The sequence below is a fragment of the Cohnella sp. CFH 77786 genome (genome assembly GCF_019400745.1).
Lineage (GTDB): Bacteria > Bacillota > Bacilli > Paenibacillales > Paenibacillaceae > Cohnella.
Map to the genome: position 1 here is coordinate 21,206 of NZ_WJIB01000028.1, position 15,677 is coordinate 36,882.

The 15,677-nt window shown below is 58.8% G+C and carries 9 protein-coding genes; 8 read left to right on the top strand and 1 reads right to left on the bottom strand.

The window, feature by feature from the left end:
• Positions 1 to 6: 6 nt before the first annotated feature.
• From GE107_RS25585 to GE107_RS25600, 4 genes are all read left to right on the top strand, one after another.
• Positions 7 to 1,491 carry an FAD-dependent oxidoreductase gene (locus tag GE107_RS25585; protein WP_219644545.1) on the top strand — a complete coding sequence of 495 codons (1,485 nt, stop codon included), beginning with the start codon at positions 7 to 9 and terminating at the stop codon, positions 1,489 to 1,491.
• Between the two features lie 259 nt (positions 1,492 to 1,750).
• A complete protein-coding gene (locus GE107_RS25590) occupies positions 1,751 to 4,933 on the top strand; it encodes an Ig-like domain-containing protein (protein WP_219644547.1) in 3,183 nt (1,060 codons plus the stop codon).
• 729 nt (positions 4,934 to 5,662) lie between these two features.
• On the top strand, positions 5,663 to 9,715 hold the full coding sequence (locus tag GE107_RS25595) for an ATP-binding protein (RefSeq protein ID WP_219644549.1): 4,053 nt from the start codon (positions 5,663 to 5,665) through the stop codon (positions 9,713 to 9,715).
• Positions 9,716 to 9,750: 35 nt separating this feature from the next.
• Complete coding sequence (locus GE107_RS25600) at positions 9,751 to 10,422, top strand: response regulator (RefSeq protein WP_219644550.1); 672 nt, start codon at positions 9,751 to 9,753, stop codon at positions 10,420 to 10,422.
• Between the two features lie 72 nt (positions 10,423 to 10,494).
• Here the strand turns inward: GE107_RS25600 and GE107_RS25605 are convergent, their stop codons facing one another.
• Positions 10,495 to 11,643: a VanZ family protein gene (locus GE107_RS25605; protein WP_219644552.1), complete on the bottom strand. Its 1,149-nt coding sequence runs from the start codon at positions 11,641 to 11,643 to the stop codon at positions 10,495 to 10,497.
• A 203-nt stretch (positions 11,644 to 11,846) separates the two neighbouring features.
• Between GE107_RS25605 and GE107_RS25610 the strand changes: the two genes are divergently transcribed.
• The 4 genes from GE107_RS25610 to GE107_RS25625 are packed head-to-tail and all read left to right on the top strand — an operon-like array spanning position 11,847 to position 15,423.
• Positions 11,847 to 12,470 (top strand): YhbD family protein, encoded by a 624-nt coding sequence (locus GE107_RS25610; RefSeq protein ID WP_219644554.1) that lies wholly within the window; start codon positions 11,847 to 11,849, stop codon positions 12,468 to 12,470.
• Between the two features lie 24 nt (positions 12,471 to 12,494).
• Positions 12,495 to 13,181 (top strand): hypothetical protein, encoded by a 687-nt coding sequence (locus tag GE107_RS25615; protein ID WP_219644557.1) that lies wholly within the window; start codon positions 12,495 to 12,497, stop codon positions 13,179 to 13,181.
• Positions 13,174 to 13,845, top strand: coding sequence for a hypothetical protein (locus tag GE107_RS25620; RefSeq protein ID WP_219644558.1), 672 nt, complete (start codon positions 13,174 to 13,176; stop codon positions 13,843 to 13,845). The genes GE107_RS25615 and GE107_RS25620 overlap by 8 nt, the downstream gene beginning before the upstream one ends.
• A 42-nt stretch (positions 13,846 to 13,887) precedes the next feature.
• On the top strand, positions 13,888 to 15,423 hold the full coding sequence (locus GE107_RS25625) for an MDR family MFS transporter (protein ID WP_219644559.1): 1,536 nt from the start codon (positions 13,888 to 13,890) through the stop codon (positions 15,421 to 15,423).
• Positions 15,424 to 15,677 lie beyond the last annotated feature (254 nt).

Below are 15,677 nucleotides of genomic sequence, written 5' to 3' on the forward strand. Positions count from 1 at the left end.
AAAATCGTGACATGGATCGAGCGCGGATTCGCGGTATGGAGGAACGGACTCGTGACCAAGGAAATCAGCCGCCGTCAATTTCTTAAAGGAGCGTTTATGCTTGGAGCCTCGATCCTCGTATCCGGATGCACAGGCACAGCCAAGAATCTCACCGTCGCAAGCAAGACGGCAGACGGCAATAAAAAGGAAGAAACGTCAAGCGGAAACGCGGAAGTGCTCGTGATCGGTGCCGGCATCGCGGGGCTGGCGGCCGCACGGGAGCTTCGCTCCGCCGGATACAAGGTCGTGATCCTCGAAGGGCGCGACAGAATCGGAGGACGATTGTGGACGGACCGGTCGTGCCCGGACTTTCCCTTCGATAGGGGCGCTTCGTGGATTCACGGGATACGCGGAAACCCCATTGCCGATATGGCAAAACACTGGAACATCGCCGGCGTTCCGTTCGACTACGATTCTAAAGCCTTATACGGTTCGGACGGAACGTTGTTGTCCGATGAGGAAATAGACCGGATTTACGAGAGATTCGACGGTCTGATGACGTACTTGGAAGATATCCGGGAAGGGCTGGAAGAGGACAGTCGAATGAGCATGAAACAGGCATTCGACCGGTGGATCGACGGCGTGCGCTTGTCGGAATCGGAACGGACCGGGCTCGATTATGCGATCAACACGGAAATCGAGCACGAGTATGCCGCCGATATCTCCGAGCTGTCGCTGCTGAACGGGGATTGGGGCCGCGAACGGGAAGGCGGGGATACGCTGATCACCGGCGGGTACGGAGGCATCGCTGCCGGACTTGCCGAGGATCTCGATATCCGGCTTGGCCATCTCGTGCGGCGCATCGAATGGGATCGGAATCACGTTAATGTAATCACGAACCGTGCCCGCTTCCGCGCGGATCGGGTAGTCGTTACCCTTCCTCTCGGCGTGCTGAAAAGCGGCAATGTCATTTTCTCGCCGGAACTGCCGGAGACGAAACGGAGGGCGATCCGCAACATCGGAATGGGCGTGCTGAACAAGCTGTATTTGCGTTTTCCGGAACCGTTCTGGGACGAGAACAGCAGCATGCTGGGCTACATCTCCCAAATCAAAGGGGAGTGGGCGGAATTCGTGAACTTGGCCAAATATACGGGGCAGCCGGCCCTGGTCGGTTTTTCCGCCGCCGCGAACGCCCGCATGATGGAAAAAGGGTCGGACGAGCGGGTCGTAGCGTCGGCGATGGACGTTTTGCGTACGATCTACGGCGAAGACATCCCCGATCCGACGGGATGGAAGATCACGCGCTGGGGAACCGACCCTTTCGCTTACGGCTCGTATTCCTTCATGGCGCCGGGGGCAAGCGGCAAGGACATCGAAGAGCTCGCGAGACCGGTGGGGGGGCGTCTGTTTTTTGCCGGAGAGGCGACCTCTGGCGAGTACGCGGCCACCGTTCACGGAGCGTACTTCAGCGGGATTCGGGAGGCGAAGCGGATCGGGAAATTAGAGCGGTAATACAGCTGTAAGGGCGGCCATCGACATGACGTGAAACGCGGTCCAACACGGCTTCGGAGACCGTTCACCGAGATGAATCTTGCGAGTAAAGACGGTCCCGGCTCGAACGGTCGGAGGGCCGTCTTTTCATTTTCGACGGTCGGCGGCTAGGCGCTGCGGAAATAAATTGTTCCGACCCTAACTTTGGTCAGGTGTCCACTGTTATCGTATCCCATAAAATGAGAACCGGGTTGACCTATCCATAACGGGAGGAATGGCTTTGTACACTTTTCGCAGAAAGATATCGCATTTCATCTTGGCGGCGATTCTCGGGGTTGGCGGAATTTCGGGATTGCTGATGCCGGGGGGCAGCCTTGCTTATGCGGCAGCACCTGTAGCAAACGGAGATACCGCGACGGTGGAGGAAGACAGCGGGGCGAACGCGATCAACGTGCTCGCGAACGACTCGGATGTAGACGGCGATGCGCTTACGATAATCGCAGTGACCCAGAGCGTACATGGGACAGTGGCGATAACGGGCGGGGGCACCGGCCTCACTTACACGCCGAATGAAAATTACGTTGGTTCGGATTCGCTCACCTACACGGTACACGATGGAAACGGCGGCACCTCGACGGCGACGGTTAACGTAACCGTGACGGGTGTCAACGACGGGCCGTCAGCGGGCGGCGATACCGCGACGGTGGAGGAAGACAGCGGGGCGAACGCGATCAACGTGCTCGCGAATGACTCGGATGTAGACGGCGATACGCTTACGATAATCGCAGTGACCCAGAGCCTACATGGGACGGTGGCGATAACGGGCGGGGGCACCGGCCTCACTTACACGCCGAATGAAAATTACGTTGGTTCGGATTCGCTCACCTACACGGTACACGATGGAAACGGCGGCACCTCGACGGCAACGGTTACCGTAACCGTGACGGGTGTCAACGACGGGCCGTCAGCGGGCGGCGATACAACGACGGTGGAGGAAGACAGCGGGGCGAACGCGATCAACGTGCTCGCGAACGACTCGGATATCGACGGCGATACGCTTACGATCATTGCGGTGACCCAGAGCGCCCATGGACTCGTGGAGATAACGGAGGGAGGCACGGGCCTCACTTATACGCCGGATACGAATTTCAACGGCCCGGATTCGTTCACCTACACGGTGAGCGACCATAACGGCGGCACCTCGACGGCGACGGTTAACGTAACCGTGACGGGTGTCAACGACGGGCCGTCAGCGGGCGGCGATACCGCGACGGTGGAGGAAGACAGCGGGGCGAACGCGATCAACGTGCTCGCGAACGACTCGGATGTAGACGGCGATACGCTTACGATCATTGCAGTGACCCAGAGCGCCCATGGACTCGTGGAGATAACGGAGGGAGGCACGGGCCTTACATATACGCCGGATACGAATTACAACGGCCCGGATTCGTTCACCTACACGGTGAACGACAACCACGGCGGCACTTCGACGTCGACGGTCACCTTGACGGTGAACAGCGTAAACGATACGCCAACGGCAAACGATGATCCCGTCACCGTGGAAGAAGACAGCAGGGCGAACGCCATTGACGTACTTGCCAACGATTCCGATTTAGAAGGCGACAGCCTATCGATTATCGAAGTCACCGATGGTGCTCACGGTAAGGCAGTCGTGACGGGGAACGGTAAAAGCGTTGAATATACGCCAGCTGCCGACTATAGCGGTCTGGATACGTTCACCTATAAGGTGAGCGACGGGCATGGCGGATCGGCAACCGCGACGGTTCGCATTACGATCGACAAATTGTCGTACACCATCGCACCGCTCGCTGACTTGAGGTTGACGGATTTGAACGCCGGCTATCTGCCGGGATCTCAGCAAACCCAAACGGTTACGGTGAGCCGTAAGGGTACGGGGCCCTTAAAAAATATGTCCGTCGCGCTAAGCGGAACGAACGCTGCCGATTTTACGGTCACCCAACCCGTACACGGTACGTTGGATTCCGCCACTCCGACGACGGCCTTCACCGTGAAAGGCAAGGATGGATTGGCAGCCGGAACCCATACGGCAACGGTTACCGTATCAGCAACCAAGATGACGCCAGTGACTTTCTCGGTGACTCAGGTCGTCTACAACAGGCCGTCCAATAGCCCTGGCGGAAGCGGCACGCCTCCATCGGACGGGCCGAAGAACACGACCAAGCCAACGAAATCCGATGCGCAGACGCTGGTTAACGGCAAGGCGGAAAGCGTGGGAACCGCCACAACGACAACCGTAAACGGCCGGACGGTTACGACGGTTACCGTCGATCCGGCGAAAGTCCAGCCGAAACTCGAAAGCTCTGAAAAAGGGACGGTCATCACGATACAAGGGGATGCGAACGCCGACGTTGTCATCGGGGAACTGAACGGACAACTGATCCAAGACTTGGCTCAGAATCAGGCGGTTATCGTCATTCAATCCAAGGACGGCTCCTATTCTTTGCCTCTGGAACGGATTTCTATGGATTCGCTCGCGAAGCCATTCGGCACGGATGTTCAGCTTCAAGACGTGCAACTGCTGATCGAAATGTCGAAGCCGACGGCGGAAACGGAGAAGTTGGTGGCATATTCGGCAGTTCAAGGGGAGTTTACGATCGTGGCGCCTCCTCTTGAATTTAAGGTAAGCGGGGTTAGCGGAGGGCGGAAGTTCGAACTGACCCGGTTCGAGGGCTACGTCGAACGCACGATTGCTCTTCCTGCTGACGCGGACCCCAGCAAGGTCACGACAGCGCTCGTCATCGAACCTGACGGCAAGACCCGCCAAGTTCCGACCAAGATCGTCGAAATCGACGGCAAGTATCATGCCAAGATGAGCAGTCTGACGAACAGTATTTATGCCGTTGTTTGGCATCCGGTTGATTTTCAAGACGTTGCCCGGCATTGGGCGAAGGATGCCGTGAACGACATGGGATCCCGAATGATCGTCAGCGGTGTGGGCGATGGTCGGTTCGGCCCGGACCAGCATATTACTCGCGCCGAGTTTGCCGCGATGATCATCCGGGCTTTGGGGCTGAAGACCGTCAACGGTTCGATCCCGTTCACGGATATCGCGGCATCCGACTGGTATCGCGACGCGATTCAAACCGCGTACGCTTACGGCTTTATCGGAGGGTTCCCGGACGGCACGTTCCGTCCGCTGGACGCCATCTCGCGTGAGCAGGCCATGGCGATGCTGGTCAAAGCGATGGAGATCACCGGGCTGCAGGCGAAGCTTCAGGCCGGCGGCGAGGCGCGTTTGCTCGAATCGTACGCGGATGTCGGCGAGCTTTCGGAATGGGCAAGACCAAGCATGTCCGCGGGCTTGCAGGCGGGAATCGTCTCCGGCCGAACCGCCACGCTGCTCGCGCCCAAGGGGATGATCACCCGAGCGGAGGCCGCAGTCATCGTAAGGCGGATGCTGCAAGAATCCGGTTTGATCTGATTCCTCCGAACCGCACGGACCGTTTCCCTCTGCCATGAAAGCGGGGGAGGTGGAGAAATACGCGATAGAGCCGTCATCCGGAAGTACATGATTAAGCGGAGGTGCTGCCATGAGTGGGCGAATCGACTTACGGCTTTGATGTTGGCTTTATGCATCATGCGATTTCCTTTCGGAGGTGCGAACGCGGAAGCTGCGACGGCAACCGGTCAAGATCTCGCAGGACACTGGGCGGCAACGCCATTGACAAAGTGGAAGGAAAAAGGCTGGTTGAACGGTTATGCGACGGTACCATCCGACCCGATCAACAGGTGACGCGGGGCGAGTTTATGGCGCTCGTCAATAAATCGTTCGGATTTACCCGAATCGGGTAGGGATGTGAAGTCCTCCGATTGGGTTTACCCGGAATTGCGGAAAGCGGTTGAGGCGGGTTACATCTCCTGACTTCACTTCGGGCCAAATCCTGACTCTGATCGAGACGGATGAGGAAGATCAACTCCCCTGCCTGGCATAAGCCCGGGGCAGGGGAGTTTTTTAGCCCCCTTATTTACGCCGAAAAAAAAGAGCATGCCCCTAACTTTAGTAAGGTGTTGGCCCCTTTTCTTTCCCTTACAATAGGGACAACAATAGGACGTCAGAACCAGGCTGAGTCAAAATTCAGTTGAAGCTTAGCGGTTCCAGAGAGAAACGAAAGCGGGAGAACGAATGATAGGACGGCATCGTGGTCGGCAGATGGCAATCGCGAGACAAAGCGCGAAAATCGTGATTTTTGCGCTTGCCTGTTTATTGTTGGCGCAACAGGGACTCGTCCGGCCGGCTTCGGTTGCAGGCCAAATCCCGGCGGGGGTAGAGGAGCCCGGCGGAGTCATCGCGCTCCGATGGGAATCGTACCGGTGGGACGTTTCCCGTGACGCGAGCGGCGGGCAGCGGATCCCGGTCGACAACCCTGCGTCCGGCTGGCTGCCGTTCGACGAGATGATCCGTCCGGGACCGATGCAGGGTTCGCCGGAAGAAAAGACGCTCTGGCTCCGAACGACGCTCCCCCAGACAGGCGCGGTTTCCGATCCGTACCTGCTTCTCTCCGAGTCGACGGCGGCTTTCAACCTGGAGCTGTACGTCGACGGCGAGCGGATTTTCGTCTCCGACCGCGACAAAGTGCCCTTCGGCTTGTATCGGTGGGACATGCTGCCGATTCGCCCGGAGTACGCGGGCAAGACGCTCGAGCTCCGGATTTCGCCCGGACGGACGGTGAACTACGAGTTCCGGGTATGGAGCGGGTCGCAGGCGGATTTGTTCAAGAAGCTGATCTGGGGCGACTTGAACTTCCTCATGCTCGGTTTTCTGCTCTTCGTGCTCGGGGCAGCCTCGTTCGCCATGTTCCTCAGGTATCGCGCGGAGAAGCTGTATTTGGCTTTTGGCTTATTCACCGTAAGCATAGCAGCCGATTTCGTGCTTTGGGGCGGCAGCTGGCAGCTGTTCGCCAATCCGGCGCATTTCCACGCCATCGGCTATCTTGCCTATACCGCCTGGTACGTGTCCTACGCCAGCTTCCTGCTTATGTTCGAAGCGGTGTTCGGTTCCGGAGCCAAGCGAATCATTCGAAAATGCGCCTATGTGGTACTCGGCTACGGGGCCGTCGCGCTCGGAACGAAAGCGGCCTTCGGCAGCAAGCATGATTGGCTGTTCTACTACGGGTTGTTTTACTTCGTCTTGTTTATCATCATGCTGATCGTGCTGTACACCTTGTTCAAAGCGCTGAAGAAGCGCAGGGACGCCGAGGCGAAGCTGTTTACCGCCGGGTTCCTGGCCATCATGCTGACGGATGCGTTCGTTCGGGTGGCTTGGCGGCTCACTCCGATCAATTTGAGCCAGACGTCGCCGGGGCTTTTCTCCTTCATCTCGGTCAAATGGAATCACTATGGCATGTTGGTGTTCGCGCTCTGCATCGGCGTCATTCTCCTCCGAAGGTTTGCCGAATTGAACCGGCGCGTGCAGGTGTATGCCGAGGAACTGCGGTTGAAGAACGAACAGCTGCTGCAGATGGACAGGTTGAAGGACGAGTTTCTCGCCAACACGTCGCACGAGTTGCGCACGCCGCTGAACGGAATTATCGGCATCACGGAGTCGCTCATCGACGGGGCCGCGGGCGAGCTGCCGAAGCCGGTCGCCTCCAATCTCGGCATGGTGCTGGCCAGCGGCAAACGGCTGGCGAACCTCATCAACGACATTCTCGACTTCTCCAAATTGAAGCATCGGGACATCCGCATCCGCAGGACGACGGTCGACATCCACACGCTGGCCGATATGATCCTGGCGCTGTCCCGGCCGTTCATCCGCGGCAAGGACATCCGGCTCGTGAACGCGATTCCGCCGGGCACCTACGCGGAAGGGGATCCCGACCGGCTGCAGCAGATTTTGCAGAACCTGATCGGAAATGCCGTCAAGTTCACCCATCAAGGAATCGTCGAAGTCGGGGCGGACCGCACTCCGGATGAGGACGGCAAGCGGTTGGAGATTTATGTAACCGACACGGGCATCGGCATCGCGGAGGAGAAGCTGGACCGCATCTTCGAATCGTTCGAGCAGGCGGACGGCTCGACGGCCCGCGAGTACGGCGGTACGGGACTCGGGCTTACGATCACGAAACAGCTCGTCGAGCTGCACGGCGGGAAGATCTTTGTAGAGTCAGTAATCGGCCAAGGTTCACGGTTTGCGTTTACGCTGCCGTCAGCATCTATGCCTCCTGCGTACGAGGGCTCGGATGCGGCGGAGACGTTGGTCACGAAGCTTCGCGGGGCGGACGAGGAGAACGGTCCGGCGGAGACGGAAGCCGCATTGGTCGCTGAATCGGAAACGGAAGAACTGCCGCAGCCGGACGGGCCATCGGAGGCGGCGGCCGCGGCCGCGGACGAGACGGAATCTGAAGCGCCCGGGCCCGTTCCCGCGATCCTGATCGTCGACGACGATCCGATCAACCTGCAGGTGCTGGCCAACCATCTGAGGCTGCACCGGTACGCCGTACGGCAGGCGGAGAGCGGAATCGAGGCGCTTCGGCAGATCGAGCAAGGTTTCTTGCCGGATCTCATCGTGCTGGACGTGATGATGCCCCGGATGTCGGGTTTCGAAATGTGCATGCGGCTGCGGGAAACGTATCCAACCAGCGAACTGCCGGTCATCCTGCTCACGGGCAAGAACCAGGTACAGGACCTTGTCGACGGCTTCGAGGCGGGCGCCAACGATTATTTGACCAAGCCCGTTTCCAAAAAAGAACTGCTCTCCCGCATCCAGCTGCATCTGAAGGTCGCCCGGTGGCATGCGATGCTGGAGCACCAGGTTCGGGAGCGGACCGACGCCATCCGCAACCTGCTTGACAACGCGGGCCAAGGCTTCCTATCGTTCGGCCCCGGGCTGAGGGTGCATGAGGAGTACAGCGTAGAATGCTTAACCCTGTTCGGACGCGAGATCGCCTTCGTTCCGTTTCCGGAGCTGCTGTTCCCGGAAGATGCGGAGACGCAGGCGCAGACCGGATCGCTGTTTGAGATGATCCTGGAAGAGGCGGATCCGTTCGTGCGGGAGATGTGGATCGGCTTGCTGCCGCGGGAGCTCGACATTCGGGAAAGGACGATCCGGCTCGAATACAAGATCATCGATGTTTCGGGCGACGGGCGGATCTGCATGGCCATTCTGACGGACATCACGCACGAGCGGTATCTCGAGACGCAAGTCGAACAGGAAAGGCGGGTGATGAAAATGGTAGTCAAGGCAGTTACGAACAGCCGGGAAATCGCGCGGCTCACCGCCGATTACGGACGTTTCTGCGAAGCGCCTCTCCCGGCGGCCGAAGCCGGGAGCGCGGAATCGCCGTACGCCCGTCTGTACCGGACCGTCCATACCTTCAAAGGAAATTTCGCGCAATTCGGTTTCGTGCACATCGTACCGAAGCTTCATGAGCTGGAGTCGAGATTGTCGGAAGGGAAACGGGAGCTGATGGCGCGGGAACCGGAAGCGCTGGTTGCTTTCTTGGAGCCGTACCGCTTGTCCGAATGGCTGGCTGAGGACATGGACCTGCTCGAGCGCATGCTGGGAGACGCCTTCCTGCCATCGTCCGATGTCTTGATCATCAAGGAGGAGCTGCTTGCCGAGCTCGAGAGGAAAGTGTCGGAGCTGCTGGAGGAGAAAGAAGCGAAGGAACTGCTTGCCGAGCTTCGCCGATTGCGATACCAACCTTTCCGCGAATTGCTGAAGCGGTATCCCGGTACGACGGCGGAGACCGCGATGAGGCTGGGCAAGCCGATCCATCCGGTCGAGCTTGCGGGAGACGATACGCCGGTCGACTTGGAAATGTATCGTCCGCTGGCCGCGTCCCTCGTTCACGTGTTCAACAACATGGTGGATCACGGCCTCGAACCCGGTGAAGAACGGACGGCCGCAGGGAAGGATCCGCTCGGACGCATCGTTTGCCGATGGGAGCTTCAACCGGGCGTGCTGGAGCTTGTCATCTCCGACGACGGCAGGGGGATCGACGCGGACGCGATTCGGCGAAGGGCCGTCGCTCGCGGCTTGTACTCCGAAGACAAGGCGGCGGCTTTAACGGACGAAGAGATCATCGCGAGCATCTTTATGGACGGTTTCTCGACGAAGGATGAAGTGACGGAATGGTCGGGCCGCGGGGTCGGGCTTGCCGCCGTCAAGCAGGAGGCGGAGAAAATCGGAGGCTCGGTCCGGGTAGAGACGGAGCCGGGAGAAGGCTCGGCATTTATTTTCCGTCTGCCGGCAGAGAAATAGACCAACGGGTAAACGAATGGAGGAGGAACTCGATCATGGCGCGAATTGTGATCGTAGACGATACGGCGGTTATGAGGAGCCAGCTGCGGTACATTTTCGAACGGAGGGGCGATGTCGTCGTCGCCGAGGCTGAGAACGGGAAAGACGCGATTCTGGCCTATAAACAGCATCTTCCGGATTTATTGACGCTCGACATCAATATGCCGGTCATGTCGGGGGTTGAAGCGGCCAAGGAGATCAAGGCCGAATTCCCCGAAGCGAAAATCGTGATGATCAGCTCGGAAAGCGAACGCGGCCTGCTGATCCGGGTCGTCAAGAGCGGCGTTACGCATTACATTCTGAAGCCGTTCGAAGAAACCAAAGTGCTGCAAGTCGTCGAGCACCTGCTCGGCAGCAAAGAGAAAACCTCGGAGCGGATGCCGCATTCGGCCAAAGCTTCATCCGCCGCCGGTGTTCCGCAGCATGGGTTTGACCGCCGCCACGAGGCGCCGTACGGCCCGTCGGCTCAATCCGGTTTCGTGCCTTCAAGACAGGGAGCAAAGGAATCGTCTAAAAGAATGGTCAACGAGTATTTGATCGGAAAAGTCGTGACCGAGAACGTCTACAACAAGCAGGGCAAACTCCTGCTTCGTGCCGGCAAGACCGTTTCGGAGACGATGGTCGAACTGCTTAAGAAGAATAACATCCGCCATGTCAAGGTCGAGTAGCGCGGAATGGAGCGGCGTGGCTCTCCGGGGGGCGTTTGGTGAACCAAGTGGAAAATAAGGAAAGGCACCCGTTCATAGGGTGCCTTTCGTGCCGGCGGGAACGAAATCCGCTTTCGCCGGGGTCTCGCCCTTATGTTGGGTCCCTCGTGCCGGGTCGATGACGTGGCCGGTTCCGGCTTTCCTGTCGTGGAAAGGGAAGCGGCTCCGATTCAACACGCCTCTAAGCAGATCAAACGCGATAAACGCGTAGTACAGGAACATCGCGGGCAGATACAAGCCCAGAAAGGCGGGCGGCAAACCGATGAGCCCCAGCGCCGGTACTCCCGTCGCGGGCCCGTAGAGCAAGCCGTACCGGACAAGAAGATCGCGCACCCGGATTCCCTCGCCCATCCCTCTCAGCCGGATTCGGACGGCCCATTTGCCGAACGTACGGCCGCCTGCGGCATAAGGAAGCCCAATGAAATAGGCGGCGGCGAGCAGCGGGAAGACATCGGCGGTCCGCATAACGGCGAGTACGGCGAGAACCGGCAGCAGAACGAGCCCATCCAGCGCCAAAGCGACCGCTCTCCGGGTATAGCTGACGCGTTTTTTCGTCAAATCCACCCGTTCGTCCAGTTTGTCGATCCGGGGAAGATGGGCGGACAGCCATGCCGCAGCCGCGAATCCGATCATGCCGCCTGCCGTGTTCGTCATCAGATCGTCCACGTCGAACAGCCGGTACGGGTAGTCGAACAGGCCGTAAATGCCGGTGACCTGCGTGATTTCGAAGAGCAGCGACAACGCCAGCGTTGCGAACGAGCAGGTAACGGAGCGAACCCGGAAATAATATCGCAAGAACATGCCGAAAGGCACCGTAAGGAGCACGTTGAACACGACTTGCAGGAAGGCCCGCTCCGTCAGCAAATGCCAGTACGTGGAGGGGTTATCCGCCTGAACGGCCGTTTCCCTCGCGATATCCCCGATGAATCGGAACGGGATCAGCTGCACGTAGGAGGCAACGTTCGGCGGTTCGTTGTGCAGCGACGCGGGCATGGGAAGAATGACGAGAAACAAGGCGTTCAGCAAGTACAACAGCAGAAGATAGAGCAGCAAAGCCCGGTACATATGGATATACCCGTGCCTTCGGTATTGAACGATCAGGAACGGCATCGTAAACAGCGCAGCGGCGATCGGAAACGCAAGAAATGCATATCCGATCGGGAAGAGATAGGATTCGAACATGGGAGCACCCCCTTACGGCCAAACTTACCTTGTCGCGATAAGAACCTTGATTTTATAGTAGCCCCTGAAAACCCGCGCCACAATCGACTCGGGTTCTGTTCGCGCCCCCGACCGAGGTCGGAGAAAAAAAGGCGTGGACGTAACAATGTTTCGCTTTACAACGTAACAGTGTTATGTTACGATCCTAATCGGAGGAGATGAACATGGACCGAGAATTGATATCCAAGAAGGATCTGCTGGATCAAACGGGCATTTCCTACGGCCAACTGTACCGGTGGAAGCGGAAGCAGCTCATTCCGGAAGAGTGGTTCGTCCGCAAGTCCACCTTCACCGGCCAGGAGACGTTTTTCCCGAAAGATTTGATCCTCGCCCGAATCGACAAAATCCTGAACATGAAGGACGATTTGTCCCTCGATCAGGTGGCAGGCAAACTCTCTCCCTCCTTACCCGATTTCGAACTGCGCAGAATGGATCTTGTGAAACGTAACATTGTTTCGAGTGTGGTGCTTCAGAGGTTTGCAGGGGGGGACCCGGACAACACCGTGTACGCGTTCGAGATGATTCTCTATCTCTACGTGATCGACAACCTGCTGCAAGCCGGCGACATGAGCATGGAGGAAGGAGAGCGCCTGCTCGCGACGATGCGGGACCATTTCCCGAAGTTCGACGGCAAGTCCTGCGATCTGATTTTCATCCGGAAAATGGGCGTTTCCTCGTTCGCGCTCGTGTCCGTGCCGTCGGAGATTTTTTTCGAGAACGGGGTCAAAGTGGTGGCGCGTTTGTCGATGACGGAGGTTGTCGAACGGCTTAAGAGCAGACTGATCTGAAGGAGAACAAGGGAGGATCCGGAGATGGAGAACCGTCCTTACGGGGACTTGGACATGAACGGAGTGGGGAACGCAGGAGGCGGGCGATACCGCCGGGTGTGTACGGATGGCGTCAGCAAAGTGGAAGGCGATGTCCAAGCGGACGAATTTCGCGCGAACGGAGTGACGACCGTCGGGGGCAGCCTGGAAACGGAGACGATGCGCGCGAACGGGAAGCTGAAAATCGAAGGAAAGCTTAAGGCCGGCAAGGCGGATATCGACGGTCTCATCGATGTGCTTGGCTCTCTGACCGGCGAAGAAGTCGTTCTGAAAGGGATTCTCAACATCCGGGGAGACTGCGAGCTGGAACGGTTTGACGCTTCCGGGGGGTTCGAGGTCGGGGGCATGCTGAACGCCGGGTTCATCGACATCGCGCTCTATGGGCACGGCAAAGCCCGGGAAATCGGATGCGAATCGATCCGGGTGCGGAAAATCGCGAAGAGCATATGGAAGGAAGCTTTGCAGAAAATGTTCAGCAAATGGACGCCCGAGCTGCAGACCGGCACGATCGAAGGGGACGATCTCGATTTGGAGCATACCGTCGCTTCCGTCGTCCGGGGAAACCGCGTCGTCATCGGTCCGGGCTGCCGCATCGGCCGCGTCGAGTACCGTTCGGAGTACCGCAAACATCCGGGGGCCCAAGTGGGAAAGGAGATGAAAACCGGTGAGTGAAGCCGTTCTGCGCGATTTGAAGATGACGGGGACCACGACGACCGCGGGCGGTCGGTACAACCTTGTCAGGATTACGGGCGAATGTACGGTCACGGGCGATTTGGCATCCAATCGACTGTCCGTCACGGGGAATATGACCGTTCAGGGAGCCTTGAAAGGGGATCAATTGAAGCTGACCGGGGAATGCGCGATCGGAGGAACGATGCACGCCGGGAAGGTTCAGGGACGAGGCGAGCTTCGGATCGCGGGGGGCGCCCGGGCGGAGAATGTCGCGTTGACCGGCAATGTCAGCGTCGGAGGCGATTTCGAAGCCGGGAGGTTCGACCTGGCCGGGGCTTTCCAAATCGACGGGCTGCTCAGCGCGGACCGTCTCGACGTCCGGTTGCTCGGCCCCAGCCATGCGAGGGAAATCGGAGGCGAGATTCTGATCGTCAGGCGAAGCCGGGCTTTGAAGCTGCTGAACCTGGTGCACGCGAGCTCCGCAGCCGGGTTAAAAGCGGATGTGATCGAGGGGGATGCGCTCGATCTGTCTTATACGAACGCGAAGATCGTGCGCGGCAACAATGTCGTGCTCGGCCCGGGCTGCCGCGTCGACACCGTCGAATACCGGACCTCCCTGGAAGTCCACAAGAGCGCCGTCGTCTTGGAGCGCGTGCGAATCTAACCGGAAATTCAACGTTCTAACCGATAGAAGGAGAGGATTCCGTTGGCACAGAAGCAAAAAAACTTGGGGGTCGTCATCGCCGGCCTGCTGCTCGGCATTCTGATGGCTTCCATGGACAACACCATCGTCGCCACGGCGATGGGGAACATCGTCGGCGAACTGGGCGGCCTGGATAAATTCGTTTGGGTCACGTCCGCCTATATGGTAGCGGAGATGGCGGGCATGCCGATTTTCGGCAAGCTGTCCGACATGTACGGTCGCAAAAAGTTTTTCATTTTCGGTCTCCTCGTCTTCATGGCGGGGTCGGTGCTGTGCGGCATGGCCACGAACATCACGGAGCTGGCGATATACCGGGCCGTGCAGGGCATCGGGGGCGGCGCGCTCGTTCCGATCGCGTTCACGATCATGTTCGACGCGGTTCCGTACGAAATGCGGGGCAAGCTCGGCGGCTTGTTCGGCGCGGTGTTCGGGATGTCCAGCATTTTCGGGCCGCTGCTTGGCGCTTACATTACGGACCATATCGCGTGGGAGTGGGTGTTCTACATCAACTTGCCGCTGGGCGTGCTGGCCTTCGTCATGATCGCGTTCTTCTACAAGGAGTCGCATGAACATTCGAAGCAGCGTATCGACTGGTTCGGAGCATTGACGCTGCTTGGCGCGGTCGTCTGCCTCATGTTCGCTCTGGAGCTCGGCGGCAAAGAGTACGCCTGGGACTCCGCGCAAATCCTGTCCCTGTTCGGCGGATTCGCCGTGCTCGCCATCGTATTCCTGTTCGTGGAGACGAAGGCCGAGGAGCCGATCATTTCCTACTCGCTGTTCCGGAAGCGCCTCTACACGACAAGCGTGCTCATCGCGCTGTTCAGCGGCGCGGGGTTCATCGTGGCGTCGGTGTACATCCCGATCTTCATCCAAGGCGTCCTCGGCGGGACGGCCACCAACTCCGGCCTCGTTCTGCTGCCGATGATGGTCGGATCGGTCGTGACCGCGAGCGTTGGCGGTTTCCTGATGACGAAGGTATCGTACCGGAATATCATGGTTCCGACGCTGGCGATCTTGGTCGGGGGCACGATTTTGACCGCAACGCTGACGCCCGACGCAACCCGTTTTCTCGTCACCGTCTACATGGTGCTCATCGGTCTCGGCATCGGGGCTTCCTTCTCCGTGCTCGGCAACACCGCCATCCACGGCATCCCCGCGAATCAGCGCGGCACGGCCAGCTCTACGCTGAACTTCATCCGTTCTCTCGGCATGACGATCGGCATCACCGTGTTCGGGATTATCCAAAGCCACGTGTTTCTGAATAAGCTGTCCGGCGTCTTCGGTGCCGGCGAAGGGAAAGCTCCGATGCCGGAAGGAATCAACTTCAAGGATCCGCATGCGCTGCTCACGCCGGAAGCGCGGGCGAACATTCCGCAAGAGGCGCTGGGCAAAATTTCGGAGATGCTGTCGTCTTCCATCACGTTTACGTTCGCATTGGCGATCGTCCCGGCGGTGCTGGCGCTGCTCGTGTCCTTGTTCATGGGACGTTCCAAGCTGGATCCGCAGGCTCAATCCGGGGAATATTCGGGCGGGCATTGAAGGCTGCGGGGTAACGGAAAGGAGCGGCTGCTTCGGCAACCGCTCCTTTTTCCGTGTTTGACAGTGGCGGGCGCAGCCCGCTCGAACGAAAGCTCGGGATCGCAGCTTGGCGCCCGTCGCCAACCTGAAACCGCAAACCGCAAACCGCAAACCGCAAACCGCAAACCGCAAACCGCAAACCGCAAACCGCAAACCGCAAACCGCAAACCGCAAACCGCAAACCGCAAACCGCAAACCGCAAACCGCAAACCGCA